The organism is Lysobacter korlensis (assembly GCF_042434515.1).
Genome location: NZ_JBHLTG010000003.1, coordinates 430,559 through 452,618 on the forward strand (window position 1 = coordinate 430,559; position 22,060 = coordinate 452,618).

Annotated in this window: 19 protein-coding genes; 9 read left to right on the plus strand and 10 right to left on the minus strand. The window is 67.8% G+C overall.

Annotation, left to right across the window (positions count from 1 at the left end; translation table 11 throughout):
* Positions 1-69 precede the first annotated feature (69 nt).
* From ACFFGH_RS15025 to ACFFGH_RS15035, 3 genes are all read left to right on the plus strand, one after another.
* On the plus strand, positions 70-1,638 hold the full coding sequence (locus tag ACFFGH_RS15025; RefSeq protein WP_386669610.1) for an N-acetylmuramoyl-L-alanine amidase: 1,569 nt from the start codon (positions 70-72) through the stop codon (positions 1,636-1,638).
* 97 nt (positions 1,639-1,735) lie between these two features.
* Entirely contained in the window at positions 1,736-3,550 is a 1,815-nt protein-coding gene (gene mutL / locus ACFFGH_RS15030) for a DNA mismatch repair endonuclease MutL (RefSeq protein ID WP_386669612.1), read from the plus strand.
* Positions 3,551-3,916: 366 nt separating this feature from the next.
* Positions 3,917-4,858, plus strand: coding sequence for a TraB/GumN family protein (locus tag ACFFGH_RS15035; RefSeq protein ID WP_386669614.1), 942 nt, complete (start codon positions 3,917-3,919; stop codon positions 4,856-4,858).
* A gap of 48 nt (positions 4,859-4,906) precedes the next feature.
* Here the strand turns inward: ACFFGH_RS15035 and rnfB are convergent, their stop codons facing one another.
* The 3 genes from rnfB to ACFFGH_RS15050 form a co-directional block, all read right to left on the minus strand.
* Positions 4,907-5,365, minus strand: a complete 459-nt coding sequence (rnfB, locus tag ACFFGH_RS15040; RefSeq protein WP_386670249.1) for an Rnf electron transport complex subunit RnfB — start codon at positions 5,363-5,365, stop codon at positions 4,907-4,909.
* A 17-nt stretch (positions 5,366-5,382) separates the two neighbouring features.
* Positions 5,383-7,464: a methionine--tRNA ligase gene (gene metG / locus ACFFGH_RS15045; RefSeq protein WP_386669616.1), complete on the minus strand. Its 2,082-nt coding sequence runs from the start codon at positions 7,462-7,464 to the stop codon at positions 5,383-5,385.
* A gap of 137 nt (positions 7,465-7,601) precedes the next feature.
* Positions 7,602-8,030 (minus strand): DUF2147 domain-containing protein, encoded by a 429-nt coding sequence (locus tag ACFFGH_RS15050; RefSeq protein WP_386669618.1) that lies wholly within the window; start codon positions 8,028-8,030, stop codon positions 7,602-7,604.
* Between the two features lie 358 nt (positions 8,031-8,388).
* Between ACFFGH_RS15050 and apbC the strand changes: the two genes are divergently transcribed.
* From apbC to dcd, 3 genes are all read left to right on the plus strand, one after another.
* Entirely contained in the window at positions 8,389-9,453 is a 1,065-nt protein-coding gene (gene apbC / locus ACFFGH_RS15055) for an iron-sulfur cluster carrier protein ApbC (RefSeq protein WP_386669621.1), read from the plus strand.
* Positions 9,454-9,556: 103 nt separating this feature from the next.
* Entirely contained in the window at positions 9,557-10,930 is a 1,374-nt protein-coding gene (locus tag ACFFGH_RS15060; protein ID WP_386669623.1) for a S8 family peptidase, read from the plus strand.
* Between the two features lie 125 nt (positions 10,931-11,055).
* Positions 11,056-11,625: a dCTP deaminase gene (gene dcd, locus ACFFGH_RS15065; RefSeq protein ID WP_386669624.1), complete on the plus strand. Its 570-nt coding sequence runs from the start codon at positions 11,056-11,058 to the stop codon at positions 11,623-11,625.
* Between the two features lie 72 nt (positions 11,626-11,697).
* Here dcd and ACFFGH_RS15070 read toward each other — a convergent pair whose 3' ends face one another.
* Genes ACFFGH_RS15070 through ACFFGH_RS15080 form a run of 3 tightly spaced genes read right to left on the minus strand, consistent with a single transcriptional unit; the run spans position 11,698 to position 13,107 of the window.
* A complete protein-coding gene (locus tag ACFFGH_RS15070; RefSeq protein WP_386669626.1) occupies positions 11,698-11,994 on the minus strand; it encodes a hypothetical protein in 297 nt (98 codons plus the stop codon).
* Between the two features lie 28 nt (positions 11,995-12,022).
* Positions 12,023-12,445 carry an HIT family protein gene (locus tag ACFFGH_RS15075; RefSeq protein WP_386669628.1) on the minus strand — a complete coding sequence of 141 codons (423 nt, stop codon included), beginning with the start codon at positions 12,443-12,445 and terminating at the stop codon, positions 12,023-12,025.
* On the minus strand, positions 12,442-13,107 hold the full coding sequence (locus ACFFGH_RS15080; RefSeq protein ID WP_386669631.1) for a dienelactone hydrolase family protein: 666 nt from the start codon (positions 13,105-13,107) through the stop codon (positions 12,442-12,444). The genes ACFFGH_RS15075 and ACFFGH_RS15080 overlap by 4 nt, the downstream gene beginning before the upstream one ends.
* A 137-nt stretch (positions 13,108-13,244) precedes the next feature.
* Here ACFFGH_RS15080 and rimO point away from each other — a divergent pair, with 137 nt between their 5' ends.
* Positions 13,245-14,624 carry a 30S ribosomal protein S12 methylthiotransferase RimO gene (gene rimO, locus ACFFGH_RS15085; protein WP_386669633.1) on the plus strand — a complete coding sequence of 460 codons (1,380 nt, stop codon included), beginning with the start codon at positions 13,245-13,247 and terminating at the stop codon, positions 14,622-14,624.
* An 85-nt stretch (positions 14,625-14,709) separates the two neighbouring features.
* Here rimO and greB read toward each other — a convergent pair whose 3' ends face one another.
* A complete protein-coding gene (greB, locus tag ACFFGH_RS15090; protein WP_386669636.1) occupies positions 14,710-15,213 on the minus strand; it encodes a transcription elongation factor GreB in 504 nt (167 codons plus the stop codon).
* A 116-nt stretch (positions 15,214-15,329) separates the two neighbouring features.
* On the opposite strand from greB, the gene ACFFGH_RS15095 reads away from it, so the two are divergent.
* Complete coding sequence (locus ACFFGH_RS15095; protein ID WP_386669638.1) at positions 15,330-16,793, plus strand: rhomboid family intramembrane serine protease; 1,464 nt, start codon at positions 15,330-15,332, stop codon at positions 16,791-16,793.
* 6 nt (positions 16,794-16,799) lie between these two features.
* Here ACFFGH_RS15095 and ACFFGH_RS15100 read toward each other — a convergent pair whose 3' ends face one another.
* The 3 genes from ACFFGH_RS15100 to ACFFGH_RS15110 all read right to left on the minus strand — a co-directional run bounded on the left by ACFFGH_RS15100 (position 16,800) and on the right by ACFFGH_RS15110 (position 20,279).
* Positions 16,800-18,065, minus strand: coding sequence for a tetratricopeptide repeat protein (locus tag ACFFGH_RS15100; RefSeq protein WP_386669640.1), 1,266 nt, complete (start codon positions 18,063-18,065; stop codon positions 16,800-16,802).
* Positions 18,066-18,253: 188 nt separating this feature from the next.
* Complete coding sequence (locus tag ACFFGH_RS15105) at positions 18,254-18,721, minus strand: hypothetical protein (RefSeq protein ID WP_386669642.1); 468 nt, start codon at positions 18,719-18,721, stop codon at positions 18,254-18,256.
* A 31-nt stretch (positions 18,722-18,752) separates the two neighbouring features.
* A complete protein-coding gene (locus ACFFGH_RS15110; protein ID WP_386669644.1) occupies positions 18,753-20,279 on the minus strand; it encodes a helicase HerA-like domain-containing protein in 1,527 nt (508 codons plus the stop codon).
* A gap of 183 nt (positions 20,280-20,462) precedes the next feature.
* Here ACFFGH_RS15110 and ACFFGH_RS15115 point away from each other — a divergent pair, with 183 nt between their 5' ends.
* Positions 20,463-22,028 (plus strand): transglycosylase SLT domain-containing protein, encoded by a 1,566-nt coding sequence (locus ACFFGH_RS15115; protein ID WP_386669645.1) that lies wholly within the window; start codon positions 20,463-20,465, stop codon positions 22,026-22,028.
* The last annotated feature ends 32 nt before the right edge of the window (positions 22,029-22,060 follow it).

A 22,060-nucleotide genomic window follows, 5' to 3' on the forward strand; every position in this document is an offset into this window, starting at 1 on the left:
CGCCAGGTTGCGGATTTATAAAGGGGAAAGTACTTGCATTCGGTTTCGGCCGGTGCTTGACTACGCCGCATGCGCGTTAAAGGGGTCACCATCCAGAAGTTCGTGCTCGGCGCGGCGTTGCTCGCCGGGCTTGCGTGGAACCTTGCGCACTCCAGCGAGATCCGCGGCGTCAGGATCGAGGAAGGTGCGACCGGCACGCGCGCTGATATCGCGCTCGATCGGCCGGGTGCCTTCAAGGTGATCCGCCTCAAGTCGCCGGAGCGCCTCGCGGTCGACCTGCCCGAATCCACGCTTGCCAGCGGGCTCAAGCTGTCCCCGCCCGCCGGCATCGTCCAGGCCGTGCGCAGCGGCAAGCCCGCGAACGGCACCGTGCGGATCGTGTTCGACCTGGCGCAGCCGGTTGCTGCGACAGGGCCTCGCATCGAGACGGATGCTACCGGTACGCGTCTGGTGATCGAGTGGCCGGGTGATCCAGTCAAGCCCGCGACCGCCACCACTGCGGCTTCGACGAGTTCGGCACCGGACACCAAGCCCCAAGTCGACCCGGCACGGGCGTCCGCTGAGGCGACCACCCGGCTGATCTCCGAGCTGGTCACCCGCGGTCAGACTGCACCGGCGGCTGGCGTTGCGGCTGCGACCCAAGCGCCGCAGCGTCCCGCCGAGCCTGCGGCTGCGCCTGCAAGCGTGACTGCCGCAGTTGCGGCCGCCGCCGGCACCGGCGGCTCTACCGCCCCCGAGTCGCCGAAAGCACCGGGCACGCCGCAGCCATCCTCGGTGCCGCCCACTACCGTCGCCGAAGCCAAGCCCGGCGCCGAGGTGACGAACGTCGACTCCGTCGCGACGCAGCAGCCGGTGCCGACCGCGCCGGTCGCCGGCCCCTCGCGCCCGCTGCGTCCGCTCGTGATTGCGATCGATCCCGGACACGGCGGGCAGGACCCGGGTGCCATCGGCCTCGAGGGCAGCCGCGAAAAAGACGTAACCCTGGCGATCGCGCGCGAGCTTGCGCGGCAGATCAATGCCACGCCCGGGCTCAAGGCTTACCTGACACGCGATAACGATGTGTTCCTGCCACTGCCGAGGCGCGCGCAGCTCGCGCGACAGGCGCGTGCGGACATGTTCATTTCGATCCACGCCGATGCCGCCGAGAACCGCGCCGCGCACGGCTCCTCGGTCTACGTGCTTTCAACGAAGGGCGCTTCCTCGCAGCGCGCGCGTTGGCTGGCCGACAAAGAAAACGCATCCGACCTGATCGGTGGCGTGCGCCTAGGGCAGGCCAGCGGCACGCTGGCGTCGGTGCTGCTCGACCTGACGCAGAGCGGGCACATGAAAGCGTCCGAAGACGCGGCGTCGCAGGTACTCGCCGGGCTTCGCCGCGTCGGGCGCAACCACAAGCCGAGCGTGGAGCGCGCGAACTTTGCGGTGCTGCGCACTTCGGACATGCCAGCGATGCTGGTCGAGACCGCCTTCATCTCCAATCCGGACGAAGAGCGGCGCCTCGTCAGTCCCACGCACCAGAAGGCGCTCGCGGCTGCGGTGCTCGACGGGATCAATGCGTATTTCACGCGCCAGCCGCCGCCCGGAACGATGTACGCGATGCGCGCCCAAGCGCAGGCGGGAGCTGCGGGCGGCAGCCCGTAACACGGACTGATCGTCAGCGCCGCGGCTCGTTGCTCCGCCGGCCGTTATCATCGCCTCCCTTTCTCGTGACGGCCGCCTCGCGGCGGCCGCATGCACCGTGCCGATTCGCCAGCTGCCCGATACCCTCATCAACCAGATCGCGGCCGGCGAGGTCGTGGAGCGGCCGGCGTCGGTGGTCAAGGAGCTGGTCGAGAACGCGCTCGATGCCGGAGCGCGGCGTGTCGACATCGACCTCGAGGAAGGCGGCGTCCGACTGATCCGCATCCGTGACGACGGCGGCGGCATTCCCGGTAATGAACTGCCGCTTGCGATCCAGCGGCATGCGACGAGCAAGATCGCCTCGCTCGACGATCTGGAAGGCGTGTCCACGCTGGGCTTCCGTGGCGAGGCGCTGCCATCGATCGCCTCGGTCAGCCGGTTTGCGATGACGTCGCGTTGCGAGGGCTCCGAACACGGCACGCGACTGGAAGTCGACGGTGGTCGCGTCGGTGAGTTGCGTCCGCACCCGCATCCGCGCGGTACCACCGTCGAGGTACGCGAGCTGTTCTTCAACGTGCCCGCGCGACGCAAGTTTCTGCGTGCCGAACGCACTGAACTCGGGCACATCGAGGAATGGCTGCGGCAACTGGCGCTCGCGCGGCCCGATGTCGAACTGCGCGTCGCGCACAACGGCCGGCCTTCGCGGCGGTGGAAAGGCGAGGGCGACCTGCTGACCGGGTTGCGCCTCAACGAGGCACTGGGCGAGGACTTCGCTCGCAATGCGCTGGCGGTGGATCATGCGGCTGCCGGGCTGCGTCTGCACGGCTGGATCGCGCGACCGACGTACAACCGCGCCAGCGCTGACCAGCAGTACCTCTACGTCAACGGGCGCTCGATCCGCGATCGCAGCGTGGCGCATGCGGTGAAGCAGGCGTACTCCGACGTGCTGTTCCACGGACGGCAGCCCGCGTACGTGCTGTTCCTTGAGACCGATCCGCGCCGCGTCGACGTGAATGTGCACCCGGCGAAGCACGAGGTTCGTTTCCGCGACGCCCGCCTGATCCACGACTTCGTGTTCCGCACGCTGCACGAGGCGCTGGCGGAAACGCGCGCCGGTGCAGTTGCGGGCGTGCCGCAAGGCTCCGAGCCCGAGGGCGTTATCGCGGCCGATGCGTCGCGCATGTCGCCTGCGGCAATGGCCGGCGGCTGGGGCGGGCCCCGGCCGCAGGCTCCGCTTGCGCTGCAGGTCGCTGAAGCCCGCGCCGGGTATGCAGCGCTTTATGGGCCGCCGTCCGGATCGCCGAGCGCGGCGACTGTATCGAGGATGCCCGACAGTGCAGAGGCGACGCTGCCTCCGCTCGGCTATGCGATCGCGCAGCTGCAAGGGGTCTACATTCTTGCCGAGTGCAACGACGGGCTGATCGTGGTCGACATGCACGCCGCGCACGAGCGGATCGGCTACGAGAAGCTCAAGGCGGCGCACGACGGGGAAGGCCTGAAGATGCAGCCCCTGCTCGTACCGGCGACGCTCGCGGTTGCCGAGCGCGATGCCGAGCTGGCCGAGCGAGAGGCCGCAACGCTCGCGTCGCTCGGGTTCGAGGCCACACGCAGCGGGCCGCAGTCGCTGACGCTGCGGGCGGTGCCCGCGCTGCTCGCGCACGGCGACGTCGAAGCGCTGCTGCGCGATGTACTGGCCGACCTGCGCGAACACGGCGAATCGCGCCGCGTGCGCGAGGCGCGTGACGGGCTGCTGGCGACGATGGCCTGCCATGGCGCGGTACGCGCGAACCGCCGACTGACGCTGCCGGAAATGAATGCGCTCCTGCGCGAGATGGAGGCGACCGAGCGGTCGGGGCAGTGCAACCACGGCCGCCCGACCTGGGCGCGCTTTTCGCTCGCCGAGATCGATCGCTGGTTCCTGCGCGGACGCTGAGGTTTCGGCTGCGAAGTCGAAGCTCATACGTAGCCATTGCGCTCCGCGGCACGTGGTGCGTCGACGGTCCAGGTATCGCCCTGCGTCGACGCGATTCGCGTGCCGAGCCCTGGCTCCGATCGACGCTAGAGGTTCGGCTCAAGCACGAACTCGACAGTGCGGCGCAAGTCAGCTCGGGCGAAACTCACCGGAATTGCGCCGGTGCGAGCGAGCCGCTCACCAGGCCGATGACGAGTCGGCCAAGCGGCATCTGCATGTGCTGACTCAATCGCGCACAATGCGCGCCACCGCCGCGGTTGTTAACGCCCGCGGGTCTGTTGCCTGCCCAGTCCGCGCGGCCGGTTCCTACTGCAGATGAGTCTGACGATGTCCGTCCTGAAGTCTTTGCTCGCCATCGCCCTGGCACTTGCCGTGACCGTGGTGCCTGTTTCCGCCGAGCCGACGGCTGCGGCGGCGAAGCGCACTGGCACCGTGCCACTGCTGTGGAAAGTGTCGGACGCCGACAGCACGGTCTACCTGCTGGGGTCGTTCCATCTACTGAAGGCCGACGATTACCCGCTGCCGCGTGAGGTCGAGGCCGCGTTTGCCGACGCCGAGCGGGTCGTGTTCGAGATTTCGCCTGCGGACCTCGCCGACCCGGCAATTGCGCAGCAGGCGGTGGCGGCGGCCCGGTATACCGATGGCCGCAGTCTCAGCGACGAGCTGCCGCCGCAGCTTCGCGAACAGTTCTCGCGGATGCTTGCGGCACGCGGGATGAGCGCAGCTCAGTTCGACGCGTTCGAGCCGTGGTTCGTCAACCTCACGTTGGTAATGGGGCTCGCGAATGCGATGGGCTTCAGCGCCGAGCACGGGCTGGACCAGCATGTGATGCGCAAGGCCGCGGAGGCGGGCAAGCCTGTGTCGGGCCTGGAAACCGTTACCGAGCAGATGCGGGCGCTCGACAGCACGCCGATGAACGAGCAGGTCGGCGCGCTTGCAGATTTCGTGGGAAAACCTGCCGAAACGCGCGTGATGCTCGGACAGTTGCACGATGCGTGGCGCCGCGGCGACGTGACGACGCTGGACCGGCTGACACGGGCGGAAATGCAGCGCGAAACGCCGCAGAGCTACCGCATCATCAATGTCGAGCGTAATCGCGCATGGCTGCCGCAGGTGCGTAAGATGCTCGCGCACCGGCAGGACGACGCGTTGGTTGTGGTCGGCGCGATGCACCTGCTCGGCCCGGATGGACTGGTTGAGCAGCTGCGCAAGCAGGGCCTTCGGGTCGAGCGCGTCTGCGACGCGTGCAAGAAGCCCACCCGACGCTGACCGTTACCCGCTCGCGATCGAGCGTCGCGGGCAACGCAGCCTCACCGGTCAGGCTGCCTCTGCGCCGTCCTGCGCGAGAGGTGGAACCAGCACGATGCAGTCGACCGGGCAGGCAGGCACGCAGAGTTCGCAGCCGGTGCACAGCGGCTCGACCACGGTGTGCATGTGTTTGGAGCCGCCGATGATCGCGTCGACCGGGCAGGCCCGGATGCACTTGGTGCATCCGATGCAGTCCGCCTCGACGACCAGCGCGACCTGCGGCGGCTTGTGTTCGCCGCGGCTGCGGTCGAACGGGACGGGCGCCACGCCCAGGGTCCGCGCCAGCGCGAGCGCACCGGCATCGCCACCGGGCGGGCATCGGTCGGTGCCTGCCTCGCCGTGCGCCATCGCCTCGGCGTACGGGCGGCAGCCCGCGTAGCCGCACTGCCCGCACTGTGTCTGCGGGAGCAGGCGGTCCAGGCGCTCGGTCAGATCGGCAGACACGTCAGGTCGCTGTGCCGGGTGCATCGGCACGCGGCGCAGGCTCAGCGGACCGGCATGCCCGGTTCGGCGCCGTTGTCGGCGTCGAGCAGGAACAGACCGCCGCCGTCGAAGCCGGCCGAGAGGATCATCCCTTCGCTGACGCCGAAACGCATCTTGCGCGGCGCAAGGTTGGCGATGAATACCACGCTGCGACCGACGAGCTTGTCCGGCTCGCCGTAGGACGCGCGAATTCCGGAGAAGATCTGCCGCTTGCCGAGTTCACCGGCATCGAGTTCGAAACGCAGCAGCTTGTCGGAGCCTTCGACAAGCTCGCACACGAGCACCTTGCCGATGCGCAGATCGAGCTTGGCGAAATCGTCGATGCCGATCGTCTTCGCGCCTTCCGCGGCCGTCGTTTCAGTCTTCGCAGCCGGTGCGGAAGCCTTTGCGGGCTGCGCGTCAGTGGCGGCGCCGGCGGGCGCTGCGGTAGCGGTCATGGTGTCCTTCGAAGCTTCAGTCATGGCGTCGATCTGTTTCGGGTCGATTCGGGTGAAAAGCGGCGCATAGGGCTGGATACGGTGCGCGACGATTGGGGTGTTGAGGTCGTCCCAACGCCGCACCGGCGCTGCGAGGAAATCCTCCGCCTGCGCGGCGACACGCGGCAGCACCGGCTTCAACGCGGCCGCGAGTACGCGGAACAGGTTGAGACCCTGCGTGCACACCGCATGCAGCTCGGCATCGGCGCCGTCCTGCTTCGCGAGCACCCATGGCTTGGTCTCGTCGATATAGCGGTTCGCCTCATCGGCAAGCGCCATCGTCAGGCGCAGCGCGGCGGCCGCTTCATTGCGCGCGTAGGCCTGAGCAATCGGTTCGAGCTGGGCCGCGAATCGTCCGTACATCGGCGCATCCGGCAGCGCGTCGGCGAGCATCCCGTCGAAGCGCTTGCCGATGAAGCCGGCGCAGCGGCTTGCGAGGTTGACGAACTTGCCGACGAGGTCGGAGTTCACGCGCGCGACGAAATCGGCGAGGTTTAAATCAACGTCATCGACTCCGCCCGAGGTTTTCGCGGCGAAGTAGTAGCGCAGCGCCTCGGGATCGAGCCCGGCATCGAGGTAGGTGCGGGCCATGATGAACGTGCCGCGTGACTTCGACATTTTCGCGCCATCGACCGTCAGGTAGCCGTTGACGTGCAGGCGGGTCGGCGCACGGAAGCCCGCGCCGTGCAGCACCGCCGGCCAGAAAAGCCCGTGGAAGTTGACGATGTCCTTGCCGATAAAGTGGTGCAGCTCCGCACCGCTGTCTGGCGTGAGGTAGCTGAAGAAGTCCAGCCCCTCGCGTTCGCACAGTGCCTGGAAGCTCGACAGGTAACCGATCGGCGCATCAAGCCAGACGTAGAGGTACTTGCCGGGGTGTCCCGGAATCTGGAAGCCGAAGTAGGGCGCGTCGCGCGAGATGTCCCACGCACGCAGGCCGCCTTCGGAGTCCAGCCACTCGAGCAGCTTGGCCTTGACACCCGGCACGGCCACGTCGCCCTCGAGCCAGGTGCGCAGGAAAGATTCGAAGCCGCCGACCTCGAAGAAGAAGTGCTCGGACTCGCGCAGCTCCGGCGTGGCACCGCTGAGTGCGGAGTGCGGCTGCTTGAGCTCGGTGGGCGAATACGTCGCGCCGCAGACCTCGCAGTTGTCGCCGTACTGGTCGGCGGCTGCGCAATTCGGGCAGATGCCCTTCACGTAACGGTCGGGCAGGAACATGCCCTTGACGGGATCGTAGAGCTGCGCGACCGAGCGGCGCTTGATGTGGCCGGCATTGTCGAGCCGGGCGTAGATCGCCTCGGTCAGCACGCGGTTGCACTCGGAATTCGTCGAGTCGTAGTGGTCGAACGCGACGCCGAACTCAGCGAAATCGCGCTCGTGGCTGGCCTGGATGCCCGCGATGAACGCCTCGGGCGTGGTGCCCGCCTTTTCCGCGGCAAGCATGATCGGCGTGCCGTGCGTGTCGTCCGCACACACGAAGTGGGCCCGGTGGCCCGACAGCCGCTGCGCGCGCGACCAGATGTCGCCCTGGATGTAGCCCACCAGATGGCCCAGATGGAGCGGGCCGTTCGCGTAGGGCAGGGCGCAGGTGACGACGAACTCGCGGGTCATGGCGGTGGCAGTGCGGAGGGGGCGCGATTATCGCATGCGCCGTCGGCGCGCCCCGCGCGAATCCCCGGCGTTTGGGACCGCCAGAAACGAAAAGGCCCGGTTTCCCGGGCCCGTCCGTACATGATCTTTCGAACGGGTCAGTTCACGCGCTGCCAAGTAGCCGTGCGGCACAGGAACGACATCTTGCAGCCGGTGATCTCAAGCTTCTGGCCGTTGTCGACCAGCTTCATGCTCTTGACCTTGAAGCTGTCGCCGGTCGAAGGCTTGAAGCCCTGGCCGTTGCCCCAGCTGTTGCCGGCCTGCTTGAGGTCCCAAAGCACCAGCATGCCGGTCGTCGGCTTGCCCTTCTTGGCGCCGCTGCACTCGGTGCAGGTTGCCGCCTTCGGGTCGATGGCCTCGACGATCTTTGCGGCCAGTGTGCCGTTCTTCGCCGAGTAGACCTCGGTGATCGTCATCGTCTTGCCGGTTTCGTCGTCGATCGTCTTCCAGCGCCCGACTGGCGAGGACTGCGCGGTCGCCGTGAACGTCACGGATAGCAGCGCCAGGGCGAACAGGGACTTGCGCATGGTTCCTCCAGTGGGTAACGGCCCGGCAATGCCAGGCGGTGCGGGCTCTTTATACCGCATCCGTTGGCGTACGGAAGGGGCGCCTGCCGCGTTTGCGCAGGCCGTTAAGGATCCTGCGGGCAAGCGCCGCTCGCGGGGCGCAGCAACAAGCGCAGCCGATAAAACGCCGCCCGCGGTGGGTGCGTCGGGCGGCTGCTTATGGTCGAAGCATCGGGAGTGAACAGACAGGCGCGATGGGCGCAGGCATCGACTGCGTACCGACACCTCAGCCGGCCACTGCGCCCGAGCCATCCTCCGCCGCAAGCGACAGGGGACCGCTGGCGGCGCGATACTTTGCCGCCCGATCACCGGAACATGCATGAACGCCCTGAAGCAAGAAATCGAGCAGATCGTCCTGCCTTCCGGCAATTCGCTGGCCTCCATCGCGGCCCGGGTGCGCGTCGCAGAAACGGCGGGCCGGGTCGCCGTGAGCATCGTAGTCGGCGTGCCCGTCGCTGCATTCCAGGATCAATTACACGCGCAGGTTGAGCAGCGTGTCGCGGCAGCGGCCCTGCAGCTCGGGCACTTCGAACTGACGCAGCGGATCGCGACGCACGCAGTCCAGCCCGGCGTGGAGCCGTTGGCGAACGTCCGCAACCTGATCGCCATCGCGTCGGGCAAGGGCGGCGTCGGCAAGTCCACCACGGCCGTGAACCTCGCGTTGGCGCTTGCGGAAGAGGGTGCGCGTGTCGGCGTGCTCGATGCGGACATCTACGGCCCCAGCGTGCCGATGATGCTCGGCCTCAGCGGTCGTCCCGATACGTCAGATGGCAAGACAATCGAGCCGATGCGCGCGCACGGCATCGAGGCGATGTCGATCGGGCTGCTCGTGGACCAAGACACCCCGATGATCTGGCGCGGGCCGATGGCGACCTCGGCGCTGACGCAGCTGCTCACCGAAACCCGCTGGGGCGACTTGGATTACCTCATCGTCGACCTGCCGCCGGGCACCGGTGACATCCAGCTCACCTTGGCGCAGAAAATTCCGGTGGCCGGCGCCGTGATCGTGACCACGCCGCAGGACGTCGCGACGCTCGACGCGCGCAAGGCGCTGAAGATGTTCGAGAAGGTCAACGTGCCGGTGCTCGGGCTGGTCGAAAACATGGCCGTGCACCGGTGCTCCAGCTGCGGCCACGCGGAACACGTTTTCGGTCAGGGCGGCGGGGAGCGGATGGCCGAACAGTACGGGGTGCCGCTGCTGGGTAGCCTGCCGCTGGAGATCGGCATTCGCGAACAGGGAGACGCGGGTTGCCCGACTGTGAAGAGCGCACCCGAATCGGCCGCCGCCCATGCCTATAGATCGACCGCTCGTCGCCTCGCAGCCGAACTTGCGAAGCGGCCGCACGTTGCAACTCCGCTTTCTGTCTCACTTTTAGGCGACTGACTCCACAAAAAGTTTGTTGCAGTGCCGAAACATTTCTCATCTGGCTGTGCGATAGATGTGCTTCGCGCCAGTCCCGGCGCGGATCAATCCAGGGGTTTTCCAGATGAAGCAACTGTTCCGTGGCGGTTTGCTGGCCGGTGCCGTGATCGCTGCATTGGGTATCTGCTCCACCGCGACCGCTGGGGGGCGGTCCGATCTCGTGCTGGCCGGGCTGAAGGCCGGCCGCGCGCACCAGGCAGGCGAGCTGCTGGTGAAATTCCGTGACGGATCGACCACGGCCGATCAGGCCGCCGTGCGCCAGGGACTGGGCGCCAGCAAGGTCGACACCGTGCGCCCCGGCAACGGTCGCGTCGGCGGGATGTCGTTGCTGAAGCTGCCGGCCGGCACCAGCGTCGCGGCCGCCGTGCATGCACTGTCGAAGGACCCAGCGGTCGAATACGCCGAGCCGAACTGGGTCTACCAGCACCGCGCGACGTCGAACGACACTTACGTCACCAACGGCTCGCTGTGGGGCATGTACGGCGATGCATCGACGCCTGCGAACCAGTACGGCTCGCAGGCGGCCGAGGCCTGGAGCCGCGGCCATACGGACTGCGGCAACGTCGTGGTCGGTGTGATCGACGAAGGCATCTACTTCAACCATGAAGACCTGACGGCGAACATCTGGATCAATCCTTACGACCCGGTCGACGGTCGTGACAACGACGGCAACGGCTATGTCGACGACGTCCGCGGCTGGGACTTCGACGGCAACTCGAACAACATCAATTCCGGTGGCGCGAATGACGACCACGGCACGCACGTGGCTGGGACGATCGCCGGCGTTGGCGGTAACGGCAAGGGCGTGGCGGGCGTCTGCTGGAGCGGCGTCAAGCTGATCAGCGGCAAGTTCCTGGGGCGCAACGGCGGTACGACGGCGAACGCGATCAAGGCGATCGACTACTTCACCGACCTCAAGACGCGTCATGGCTTAAACCTCGTCGCGACGAACAACTCGTGGGGCGGCGGCGGTTTCTCGCAGGCGCTGCAGGATTCGATCGAGCGCGCGAACCAGGCCGGCATTCTGTTCATCGCTGCCGCGGGCAACTCGGCATACGACAACGACACGCAGGACAGCTACCCGTCGAACTATCCGAACGCGAACATCATCGCGGTCGCATCGACCACCAACACCGGTGCGCTGTCGAGCTTCTCGCAGTGGGGCGCGACGACGGTCGACATCGGTGCGCCGGGCTCGGGCATCTTCTCGACGGTTCCGAAGAGCTCGAAGGGCAAGCTGGTCTCGGCCTACGCGAGCTACAACGGCACGTCGATGGCGACGCCGCACGTGACGGGCGCCGCGGCGCTGTACAAGTCGTCGCACCCGGGCGCGACCGCAGCGGACGTGAAGGCTGCGATCCTCGGTGCGGCGGTGCCGACGCCTTCGCTGCAGGGCAAGGTGCTGACGAACGGCCGTCTGGACGCGAGCGGGTTCTGATCGCACCCGCTGCGCAGTAATGGAGGCCCGGCAATGCCGGGCCTTCTTTTTTGACGCCGGGCTCTGGGTGGCGAGGGGCGCTCCCGCTAGAATCCGCGGTTCCGAACGCCTGGTAGCCCGTCCCAATGAGCATCAAGTCCGACCGCTGGATCCGTCGCATGGCCGAGCAGCACGGGATGATCGAGCCGTTCGAGCCGGGTCAGGTCAAGACGGCGGCCGACGGCCAGCGCATCGTCAGCTACGGCACCTCGAGCTACGGCTACGACGTGCGCTGCTCGCGCGAGTTCAAGGTGTTCACCAACATCAACTCGACGATCGTCGACCCGAAGCATTTCGACAGCGGCAGCTTCGTCGACATCGATTCGGACGTCTGCATCATTCCGCCGAACTCGTTCGCGCTCGCGCGCACGGTCGAGTATTTCCGTATTCCGCGCGACACGCTCGTCGTGTGCCTCGGCAAGAGCACGTATGCGCGCTGCGGCATCATCGTCAACGTGACGCCGCTCGAACCGGAGTGGGAAGGGCACGTGACGCTGGAGTTCTCGAACACCACGCCGCTGCCGGCGCGCATCTACGCGAACGAAGGCGTCGCGCAGATGCTGTTCTTCCAGTCCGACGAGGTCTGCGAGACCTCGTACAAGGACCGCGGCGGTAAGTACCAGGGCCAGACCGGCGTCACGCTGCCGCGGACCTGAGCCCGCTCTATCGCGACCAGCTCCGCTTCTGCCGGGGCCGGCGTGGTCATCCGGCCCCGACCACGCGACCCCTCAGGGCTTGCTGTAGGTGACGAAAAATCCCTGCAGGTCGCCGTTCTCGATGTACGGCTCGACCGCGAGTACCCGGTAGCCGCGTGCCGCGAACGCCTGATGCGTCCGGTTGAGCACGTTCGCGGCGCCCTGGGTGCGGAAACCCCAGCTGACGTCGACCCAGATCGACACGTCCTGCATGCCGGCGCGCTCGGCCTGCAGCACCGCTTCCTCGGGCTTCTTGTCGAACAGGCCCGCATGCGCGGGTGCGGCCGCTGCCGCGATGGAGACGAGGAGGGCGCAGGCGATCTTTCGCATCGTGGTTCTCCGGAAACGGGTCATTGGCTCAGTCGGCTTCGCATGCTGCACGCAGCGCCTGAAGTCGCGCCGAACGGGCCTCATCCGTGTACGGCTCGGCGACGCCGCGGCCCCAGACGGGGCCGGGCCAGGCGGGGTCGCCCTCGAAGCGGCCGAGCACATGTACATGCAGCTGGCGCACGACATTGCCAAGCGCGCCGATGTTGAGCTTGTCGGGTGTCGCGACCGCCCGCAGCGCGCGGCTGGCGCGCGCGGTCTCGCGTGCGAGCTGGAGCTGCAGGTCTTCGGACAGGTCGACGATCTCGACCGCGTCGGCGATGCGCGGCACCAGGATCAGCCACGGATAACGCGCGTCTTCCATCATCCGCACGTCGCAGACCGGCCACCGGACCACCGGGCGTGTGTCGGCTTCGAGCCGCGGATGCAGCTGCCAGCCGTCCGCAACGATCATGACAGGTGCTCCGTCAGGAACTCGACCGTGCGCTGCCACGCCAGCGCCGCGCTTGCGGGCTCGTGCACGTTCGGATCGACATCGCGGTTGAAGCCGTGCCGCGCTGGGTAGACATGTACGTCCGCGTCGGGTTGTGCCTCGCGGTGACGCGCGATGTCGGCGGGCGGAATGGTCGGGTCGAGTTCCCCGAAGTGGAACATCAGCGGCGCACGTGCCCGCTCGTCGATAAACGGCATGCTGCGCGCGCCGTAGTACGACACGGCTGGTAACCCGAGGCGGGTGTTGGCGAGAAAAGCGACGCTGCCGCCCCAGCAGAACCCGACCGCGCCCACATGCAAGCCGTCGTCCCCGACGATCTTGGCGGCGGCCGCGACGACGTCGACCGCGCGATCGAATCCGACAGACGCGGCCAGGCTGCGCCCGCGCTCGATCCCCGTCTCGTCATACTCGAGCTCGACTCCAGGCTCGACCGGATCGAACAGCGACGGTGCAATCGCGAGGAATCCCGCGTCGGCGAAGCGCTCGGTGACCGACCGGATGTGCGGGTTGACGCCGAAAATCTCCTGCAGGACGACCACCGCGCCGCGCGGGCGGCCGCTCGGCTTCGCGAGCCTGGCCCGCACGTGGCCGTGATGGGTATCGAGGTCGATCCACTCGCTCATGTGCGCTCCATCGATGTTCAGCGTGCCGTACGGCCGGGATTCTAGCCCGGCGTCTATAATCCGCCGCTTTCCCGCCCCAGCATCGCGCCCGTTCCACGGGTGCGGGTGCCGCCTGTCCCGACACGGTCGAACTGCACATGTCCCTCAACGACGCGCCGCCCCGCAGCGGCAAGATCGGTTTCGTCAGCCTCGGATGTCCGAAGGCGCTCGTCGATTCCGAACGCATCCTCACGCAGCTGCGCGTGGAGGGTTACGACATCGTGCCGAGCTACGACGATGCCGACGTCGTCGTCGTGAACACCTGCGGCTTCATCGACTCGGCCGTGGCCGAATCACTCGATGCCATCGGTGAGGCGATCGCCGAGAACGGCAAGGTCATCGTGACGGGCTGCCTCGGCAAGCGGCCAGAGCAGATCCGTGAAGCGCATCCCGATGTGCTGGCGATCAGCGGGCCGCAGGACTATGCGAGCGTGATGAGCGCGGTGTACGCCGCACTGCCGCCCAAGCACGACCCGTTTATCGATCTGGTGCCGCGCCGCGCGGCCGATGACAGTGCGCTCGATAACGGTATCGGCATCAAGCTCACGCCGAAGCACTACGCGTACCTGAAGATTTCCGAGGGCTGCAATCACCGCTGCAGCTTCTGCATCATCCCGTCGATGCGCGGCGACCTGGTCTCGCGCCCGGTCGACGAAGTGCTGCGCGAGGCCGAAAAGCTCGCGATGGGCGGGGTGAAGGAGCTGCTCGTCATCTCCCAGGACACCTCGGCTTACGGCGTCGACCTGCGCTATGCCGAGCGGACCTGGCACGGGCGGCAGTACCAGACCCGGATGAAAGCGTTGTGCGAGGGCCTGAGTGAGCTCGGCATCTGGACGCGACTGCACTACGTCTACCCGTATCCGCATGTCGACGAGATCATCCCGCTGATGGCCGACGGCAGGCTGCTGCCGTACCTCGACATTCCGTTCCAGCACGCGAGCCCGCGCATCCTCAAGCTGATGAAGCGTCCGGGTGCGGTCGACAAGACGCTCGAGCGCATCCAGCGCTGGCGCGAAATCTGCCCGGAGCTGACGATCCGTTCCACGTTCATTGTCGGCTTTCCGGGGGAGACCGAGGCCGAGTTCGAGCAGCTGCTGGACTTCCTCGACGAGGCGCAACTCGATCGCGTCGGCGCGTTCGCCTATTCGCCGGTCGAAGGCGCGACCGCGAATGCACTGCCCGATGCAGTGCCGGAAGAGGTGAAGCAGGAGCGGCTTGCCCGCTTCATGGAGCGGCAGGCCGAGATTTCCACCGCGCGGCTCGAGGCAAAGGTCGGTACCGTGCAGCGCTGCCTCGTGGACGCGCTCGATGGCGAGCTCGCCATTGCGCGCTCGATGGCGGACGCGCCGGAGATCGACGGTCTGGTGCAGATCCAGAACGGCTTCGAAGCCGGACTGCAGCCGGGCGAGTTCGTCGATGTCGAGATCATGGGCAGCGACGAGCACGACCTGTACGGCGAAGTCGCGTTCGACGACTGAGGCTGCCGGGGCAGGGACGCCGTGGGCCGAGTCGGCCGTGCGACGCGCTGGCTTCGCCGGTCCGCGGGAACGGCCGAACGGGGCGTCAGGCTTTGTAGTGCACGTCCACGATCGCGAAACGCTGCGCGCCTGCCGGCAGCTGCGCGTCGAACTCGTCATCGATGCGCTTCTTCAGCATCGCGCGCGCAAGCGGTGAGTCGATGCTGATCCAGCCGCGTTTCGCATCGGTCTCGTCCGGGCCGACGATGCGGTAGGTGTGGCATTCGCCGCTTGCCGTGTTCTCGACCTCGACAAACGCGCCGAAGAACACTGCTTCGGGATCCGACGGCGCCGTTTCGATGACGCGCAGGTCGGGCACCCGCTTGCTCAGGTACCGCACGCGCCGGTCGATCTCGCCGAGCTGCTTCTTGCGATACGTGTATTCGGCGTTTTCCGAGCGGTCGCCTTCGGCGGCGGCTGCTGCGAGTGCCTTCACCACTTCGGGCCGCTTGACGCGCCAAAGCTCGTCGAGTTCGGCCTTCAGCCGCTCATGGCCTTCGCGGGTGATCAGTGCGGTGCTTTTCTCGGCAGGCGGGCGCCAGCGGCTCATGGTGTGCACGGGGCGGAACGGGGCGGCCATCGTAGTCGCTGCAGCCCCGGGCCGGCCACGGCTTGCGTAGCCGTGCGGCAAGCGCGACGCTGGCGCGTCCCATCGGTATCCCTTCAATGCTGATCCTGCCGCTGCACCGTCCGCTCACGCGCGCGACGTTTCCCCTCGTGACTGCGCTCCTCGTGCTCGCGAACGCGTTCGTGTTCTTCGGGCTGCAGCTCGATGACGACGGGCGGATGGAAGCGGCGAGCCGGCACTACGTCGAGTCGGGGCTCGCCGCGATCGAAGTGCCCGCGTTCGAGCGCCACCTTGCGCAGACCGGCGAGGCGGATGGGCTGCGCGAATTGCGCGCGTTGGACGAGGACGAGCGCGGAGATTACGTCGCGCAGCGAACGGCGACCGACGTGCGGTTCGGTGAAGCACTGGCTGCCGGCGCGCTGTTCGACACGCCGCAGGCCCATGCCCACTGGAAGACGCTCCGCCCTGCCTACGACGCGTTGCAGCAGGAGGTGTTCACGCTGCGACGCCTGCTGCGCAGCAACGAGATCGACCCGGCGCGCATGCTGTCGTCTGCATTCCTGCACGCCGACGTGATGCATCTGCTCGGGAACATGGTGTTCCTGGTCGCGCTCGGCCTGCTGGTCGAAGGAGCGCTCGGCTCGGGCCGCTTCCTGGCGCTGTATCTGCTCGGCGCGCTGGGCGCGAGCGCCGCGTCACTGGCGTGGCGCTGGGGCGAGGCAGCCGGCGGGCTTGGTGCATCCGGCGCTGTCGCAGCGCTGATGGGCGCGTTCTGCGTGGTCTGGGGCCGGCAGCCGGTGCGGTTCTTCTACTGGTTCGGGGTGATCTTCGACTACGTGCGTGCGCCCGCGATCTGGCTGCTGCCTGCGTGGCTCGGGTGGGAAATCCTCAACCTCGTCGCGAACGCCGACGCCGACGCCGGCGTGGCGTTCGATGCGCACGCGGGCGGCATTGTCAGTGGGGCGCTCGTCGGTGCCGCGCTCGTAGCATCACGACAGGTGCGCAGCGACTTCATCGCCGATCCGCCGTCGACCGATGGGATCGATACACGCTGGGAGCGTGCGCAGTCCCACCTCGGCCGGATGCAACTGGAGCAGGCGGAGTCGTTGCTTTCCGAGCTTGCGGCCGACCAGCCGCAGCGTTTGGACGTGTCCCTGGCGCGGTACCGGGCCGCACGCCACGCCGGGCGCGACAAGCTGGCACATGAGTGTGCACTTGCGGTGCTGGCTCTGCCCGACAGCTCTGCGGACGCGGTCCGCACACAGTGCAGGATTCTGCAGGAGCTGCAGGACGCCGGAGCGACAGTGCCTGATGCATTGCGCATCAGCCTCGCGGGCCGCTGGCTGGCGATCGGTGCACTCGATGCCGCGGAAGCCGCGCTAGACACCGCGACGCACGAGCGCTGCGATGACACGCATGCACAGCTGTGGTTCCGCCTCGCGCTGGGCTACGGCGAGCAGCAGGCCAGCGAACGGCGGACCCGCGCGCTGCAGCGGGTGGTCGAGCATTTCGCCGACCACCCGCAGGCGCAGAAAGCGCGTTTCCTGCTCGAAAACAGCTGAGCCGGGTCAGGCCGGAAGCGCGCGAAGCAGCTGCAGGGTCGAGTCGATCTTCTGCTGCAGCCCGGCGTCCTCGCAGTTCGCGCGGGCCTGCTCGAGCACGGTACGCGCCTCGTCATCCCGGCCGAGCCGATCGGCCAGGATCAGTCCCAGGTCCAGCCCCCAACGCGAAGCGTCCGCATCGCGCGGGCGGCTGCGCAGCGCGCCGCGCAGGATGTCGACGGCGAGCTGGGTCTGGCCGAAATCACGCGCCCGGGCTGCCAGCTGCGTCGCGTGGATCGGTTGCAGCGGAATGAATGCCGGGTCGGCGTCGAGGACAGTGCGAATCAGCACCAGCGCGTTGCGCTCCTGCTTTTCGAGCATCAGCAGGTTGAGGTACTGGCCGGCGTGCTCACTCATCGCTGCCGTGTCGCCGCCCTGGCGGAGCAGACGGTGGTAGAGCTCGTGCGCTTCTACGCTCAGTGCGCGCGTGCGGGCCTCCGTTCGCAGGCGCTCGATCGCCGTGCCGGCGTGTCCGTTGCGCACCAGCTCTTCGACTTCCTCCAGCAGCCGCGCATCGGGCTTGTGCAGGTCGGGTAGGGCATCGCGCAGGCCTTCGGGCTCGTAGCCGAGTACCTCGTGGTACTGGAACACCAGGTAGCCCATCAGGTGGAACGTCGCGAACAGACCCCAGAACGAGAAGAACGTCAGCGCAAGATCACCGAGCACGGGCGGCATCACGTCGGCCAGCCAGTAACCGGCGCTGCCGGCGCTGGCCTGGATCACGAACAGCAGCGCGAACACCGCCAGGTACGGCCATCCAATACGGGAGACCACCGTCAGCGACACCGCCGGATTCATCGCCCGCCTCAGGCTGCCGTCCATCGCCAGCGACATGATCGCGCCCGGCTGCATCAGCGCGACGAAGAACATGACCACGGCCGCGGCCACGATGCCGACCGTCACCAGCGTGCCGATCACCGCGGCAGCGGCGATCACCTGCAGCGCGATGAGTCGCCACACCACGCCGTTATCGAAGCTGAGCGGGCCTTCCGGTGATTCGCTGCGGCCGTCGGCCGTCGCTCGCAGGATTTCGAAGCTGTACTTGTAGGCGGTGAGCCAAGTGAGGCCCAGCATCAACCGGCCGATGCCGGGCACGAGGCCGAGCAGGCTGAAGAGCGTGAGCGCGATCAGCGTGTACAACGCGGCGCCGTGCACCGGGTAGAGCATGATCGAACGAAGACGCTGCCAGAACGGCTCGGGCGTGCGCGCGGAACGGGATCGGCTACGGGTCATGGCGTGGCCGCCCCCTGCGGCCGATGCACAGAAAAGCGGCTGGCGAGAAGCAGAGTCGAGCGTGGGCGCCGCAGTGCGGCGCGGTGGCGATGGCATCCGTGCATCGTGTAGGTCCTGCCGTCCAGGCATGGAAAGCGGCCCATTGTGATGGGCCGCCCAGTTCTAAGCAAAAAAAGCGGCTGCGCGCGTTACTGCGCGGCGGCAGGGGTTTCGCGGGTGAGCGCCATCGCGTCGGCGCCGGCGGCCGGCTGCCCATCCGCGCCAACAGCCGAGAGCTGGTCACGTCCGGTCATCACGAATACGCGGTCCGGCTCGGTCTTGCTGTTGGGATCGAGGCGGATCCGGGTGTCGTTCTCTTCCGCGGTCCACGTGCCGTCCATGTTCGAGCCGTTCGCGGCCATCGCGTAGGTACCGTCGGGCTTGAGCTCCAGCCGGTTTGCGCCAGCAGTGAACACGCCGGCAAATGCCTTCTGGTCGAACGCGGCAGGTGCTTCGACGCTGGGCGTAGGCGTGGCAACCGCGTCGATCGCATCGGTCTGGGGCGCGGCGGCGGGAGCGGGCGTCTCGACGGCAGGTTCGGCGACGGGCGCTTCACGATTGCAGGCGGTGAGCACGAGCGCGCCCAGGCAGGCGAGGGTCAGCAGGGGACGGGTCATCAGCGAACTCCTATGGATTGCAGGAAAAGGATCAGCGGCGCCGACCGCCGAACAGGCCACCGAGCGCGCCGCGGAGGATCTGCCGGCCGATCTGGCTGCCAACCGTGCGGGCGGCCTGCTTGGCCATGGTCTCGACCAGGCCCTGACGGCGGCCGGTGCCGAACACCGCGTCGCGCATCGCGGAGGCGGCCCCGCGTGGCTCATCGTCGCCGGCGCCGCCGCGCGCAGGCGGCGCTCCGGCCTGTCGCGCCGCCTGGTCGGCTTTGCGTGCGAGTACTTCGGCAGCGGATTCGCGATCGATCGACTGGTCGTAGCGAACGCCCACCGGGCTGTCGGCTCGCACCTGCAGGCGCTCGGCGGCGGTGATCGCGCCCAGCCGGCTTTGCGGCGGGGCGACCAGCACTTGCTCGACCGGCATCGGAGAGCCGTCGGGCTTCAACGTTGAAACCAGCGCTTCGCCGGTGCCGAGTTCGGCGATCGTGCGGGCGACGTCGAGCGAGGGGTTCGGCACGAACGTTTCCGCCGCGGTGCGGACGGCTTTCTGGTCGCGCGGGGTGAAGGCCCGCAGAGCATGCTGCACGCGGTTGCCGAGCTGACCGAGCACCTCGTCGGGAACGTCGTCAGGAAACTGCGAGCAGAAGTAGACGCCGACGCCCTTTGACCGGATCAGCCGCACGACCTGCTCCACGCGTCGCAGCAGCTCGGCGGGTGCGTCGTCGAACAGCAGGTGCGCTTCGTCGAAGACGAATACGAGGCGCGGCTGGTCGAGATCGCCGACCTCGGGCAGCTGTTCGAACAGCTCCGACAGCAGCCATAGCAGCAGCGTGGAGTAGAGCCGCGGCCGCATCACCAGCCGCTCGGCCGCGAGAATGCCGATCACGCCGCGGCCGTCGGGCGTCGTGCGCATCAGGTCGGCAAGTTCAAGTGCCGGCTCGCCGAAAAAGCCTGCGCCACCTTCGCTCTCGAGCCGCAGCAGTGCACGTTGGATCGCGGCGACAGACTGGGAACTCACCAGCCCGTACTCGGTCGACACCTGTTTGCGCTCCTCGGCCACCAGGGCGAGCAGGGCACGCAGGTCGGCAAGATCGAGCAGCAGCAGGCCGCGGTCGTCGGCGAGCTTGAAGACGATTTCGAGCACGCCCGACTGCGTGTCGTTGAGCTCGAGCATGCGCGCGAGCAGCAACGGGCCGATCTCGCTGACCGTGGTGCGGACCGGATGGCCGTTCTGGCCGAACACATCCCAGAACACCACCGGGTTCGCAGCGGGCGCGTGCCCGGCCAGGTCGAGTTCGGCGATGCGGGCCTGCACGCGCTCGCCCGGCGTGCCGGCCATGGCCAGCCCGGCCACGTCGCCTTTCACGTCGGCGACGAACACCGGCACGCCAAGCCGAGAGAACCCTTCGATCATCGTCATCAGCGTGACGGTCTTGCCGGTTCCGGTGGCGCCGGCGACCAGTCCGTGCCGGTTGCCGAGGCGGGCGTGCAGATGCACGGGCTGCTTCGTCGCAGCCGTCTTGCCGAGAAGCACGTTGCCGGAAGCGCCGGTGTCCGGGGCCATGTGGGGACTCGCTCGGAAAGACCCGATTCTAGCCACGCACCGCGGCGCACCGTGAAGCCGGTCACGCAACATCACGCCGGTTCCGCACAACTGCGACGCCGTGCCGATGAACAGGGCGTGCATCCTTGCTGCTCCCGGACCCCCTCGTTAACCTCGCGCCTCCCCCTTGCGATGCTGCCGTCCATGTCCGCACTTGTCCGACTTCCGGGGCGTCTGGCCCCACTTGCATTCGCCACACTTGCCGCACTGTCGTTCGAGGCCGATGCGCTTTCGCGCCGCGACCAGGCGGCCGTCGACGCATTGAACCAGCGCATGCAGGCGGCGGAAGCGCGCTACCGCGAAGCGCTGGTGGACGCGGCCAATGCCGGGCCGGACGCGCGCAAGGCTGCCGACGCGGCGCTCGAGGACATGGAAGACGCGATCACCGCCTGCGGCAAGCAGCGCGGCTGCTCGATGCAGAACATGCTTGCGTCGTTCAAGCGCCTGCTGAAAGCGAATTCCGATGCGCCGCGCACGGACGAGGATATCGATACGACGCTGGTCGACGAGACTCCGGAATCGGGCAGCGTGCCCGATTCGGCCGCCGCAGCGGCACTGCTGACGCCCGACGGTGAGCGTTTCAAGCAGATGGTCCAGTACAACCCGGCCGTGCAGGCGGGCATCCGCCGCTGGCTAACGGACATGCGCGTGACGCTGATCCAGAGCCACGAGAACTACCAGCACATGCAGCACCTGATGTCGCCGGCGTTCAAGCGCAGCGGCCTGCCCGAGGCGCTGCTGTTCGGCATCATGGCGAAGGAATCCAACGGCAAGGTGCATGTGGGTTCGCGCGCTGGCGCCGTCGGGCCGTTGCAGTTCATGCCGGCGACCGGCAAGCGCTTCGGGCTCGGTCCGGACGGCACGGGGTTCGACACGCGCTACGACCCGCAAGCCGCGGCGAACGCGGCGGCGGCGTACCTCAACGAGCGTTTCCGCGAACTCGACAGCAACATCGAAATGTCGCTTGCCGCGTACAACGGCGGCGAAGGCCGAGCGCGTCGCGTGTACCGCGAGAGCGGCGGCCGCAGCTTCTGGGACGCCGACGTCTACAACCAGTTCCCGGCCGAGACCAAGGACTATGTCCCGATGGTGATCGCGGCGGCCTGGCTGTACCTGCACCCGAAGGAGTACGGCCTGACGTTCCCGAAGGTCGACACGCGCCCGGCTACCATCCGGCTCGCGCGCTCGGCTTCGATCTACGAGCTGACGATCTGCCTGGGTAACGGCGGTACCCGCGACGGCTACATGCGCGTGCTGCGCAACCTCAACCCGCGCTTCGAAGCCGACCAGATGATCCCGGCCGGGACGAGCATGAACGTGACCACGAAGATGGTCGGCCTCTACAACCGCTGGTGCACGCAGGGTCAGCGCGCTGACCTCGCGCGCACGCTGGTGACGAGCGATCCGAACACCGCGATCGTTCGCCGGGGCGCGGCCGTGCCGGTCCCGCCGATCGCGCCGCCGCCGAAGGTCGAGGCGCCCGCGCCGGACGCCAAGCCGGAGCCGACCGCGTCGGCCACCCGGCCGGCCCGCGACAAGAAGCCGGCCGCCCCGCGCGAGTACAAGGTGCAGCCGGGCGAGACGCTGACCTCGATCGCCAGCAAGTTCGAGTGCAAGATCGGCGCACTGGCCGACGCGAACAAGGTGCCGGCGCCGCGTTACATGATCCGCCCGGGTCAGCGCCTCAAGCTGGACGGCTGCGGCAGCTGATTCACTGCGTTACCGGACGGTCACCTGCGGGT

Excerpts from the sequence above, each read along its gene's own strand:
- ACFFGH_RS15025 (WP_386669610.1), top strand. The coding sequence starts at position 70 with ATGCGCGTTAAAGGGGTCACCATCCAGAAGTTCGTGCTCGGCGCGGCG.
- ACFFGH_RS15035 (WP_386669614.1), top strand. The coding sequence starts at position 3,917 with ATGTCCGTCCTGAAGTCTTTGCTCGCCATCGCCCTGGCACTTGCCGTG.
- rnfB (WP_386670249.1), bottom strand. The coding sequence starts at position 5,365 with ATGCACCCGGCACAGCGACCTGACGTGTCTGCCGATCTGACCGAGCGC.
- metG (WP_386669616.1), bottom strand. The coding sequence starts at position 7,464 with ATGACCCGCGAGTTCGTCGTCACCTGCGCCCTGCCCTACGCGAACGGC.
- ACFFGH_RS15050 (WP_386669618.1), bottom strand. The coding sequence starts at position 8,030 with ATGCGCAAGTCCCTGTTCGCCCTGGCGCTGCTATCCGTGACGTTCACG.
- apbC (WP_386669621.1), top strand. The coding sequence starts at position 8,389 with ATGAACGCCCTGAAGCAAGAAATCGAGCAGATCGTCCTGCCTTCCGGC.
- ACFFGH_RS15060 (WP_386669623.1), top strand. The coding sequence starts at position 9,557 with ATGAAGCAACTGTTCCGTGGCGGTTTGCTGGCCGGTGCCGTGATCGCT.
- dcd (WP_386669624.1), top strand. The coding sequence starts at position 11,056 with ATGAGCATCAAGTCCGACCGCTGGATCCGTCGCATGGCCGAGCAGCAC.
- ACFFGH_RS15070 (WP_386669626.1), bottom strand. The coding sequence starts at position 11,994 with ATGCGAAAGATCGCCTGCGCCCTCCTCGTCTCCATCGCGGCAGCGGCC.
- ACFFGH_RS15075 (WP_386669628.1), bottom strand. The coding sequence starts at position 12,445 with ATGATCGTTGCGGACGGCTGGCAGCTGCATCCGCGGCTCGAAGCCGAC.
- ACFFGH_RS15080 (WP_386669631.1), bottom strand. The coding sequence starts at position 13,107 with ATGAGCGAGTGGATCGACCTCGATACCCATCACGGCCACGTGCGGGCC.
- rimO (WP_386669633.1), top strand. The coding sequence starts at position 13,245 with ATGTCCCTCAACGACGCGCCGCCCCGCAGCGGCAAGATCGGTTTCGTC.
- greB (WP_386669636.1), bottom strand. The coding sequence starts at position 15,213 with ATGAGCCGCTGGCGCCCGCCTGCCGAGAAAAGCACCGCACTGATCACC.
- ACFFGH_RS15095 (WP_386669638.1), top strand. The coding sequence starts at position 15,330 with ATGCTGATCCTGCCGCTGCACCGTCCGCTCACGCGCGCGACGTTTCCC.
- ACFFGH_RS15100 (WP_386669640.1), bottom strand. The coding sequence starts at position 18,065 with ATGACCCGTAGCCGATCCCGTTCCGCGCGCACGCCCGAGCCGTTCTGG.
- ACFFGH_RS15105 (WP_386669642.1), bottom strand. The coding sequence starts at position 18,721 with ATGACCCGTCCCCTGCTGACCCTCGCCTGCCTGGGCGCGCTCGTGCTC.
- ACFFGH_RS15110 (WP_386669644.1), bottom strand. The coding sequence starts at position 20,279 with ATGGCCCCGGACACCGGCGCTTCCGGCAACGTGCTTCTCGGCAAGACG.
- ACFFGH_RS15115 (WP_386669645.1), top strand. The coding sequence starts at position 20,463 with ATGTCCGCACTTGTCCGACTTCCGGGGCGTCTGGCCCCACTTGCATTC.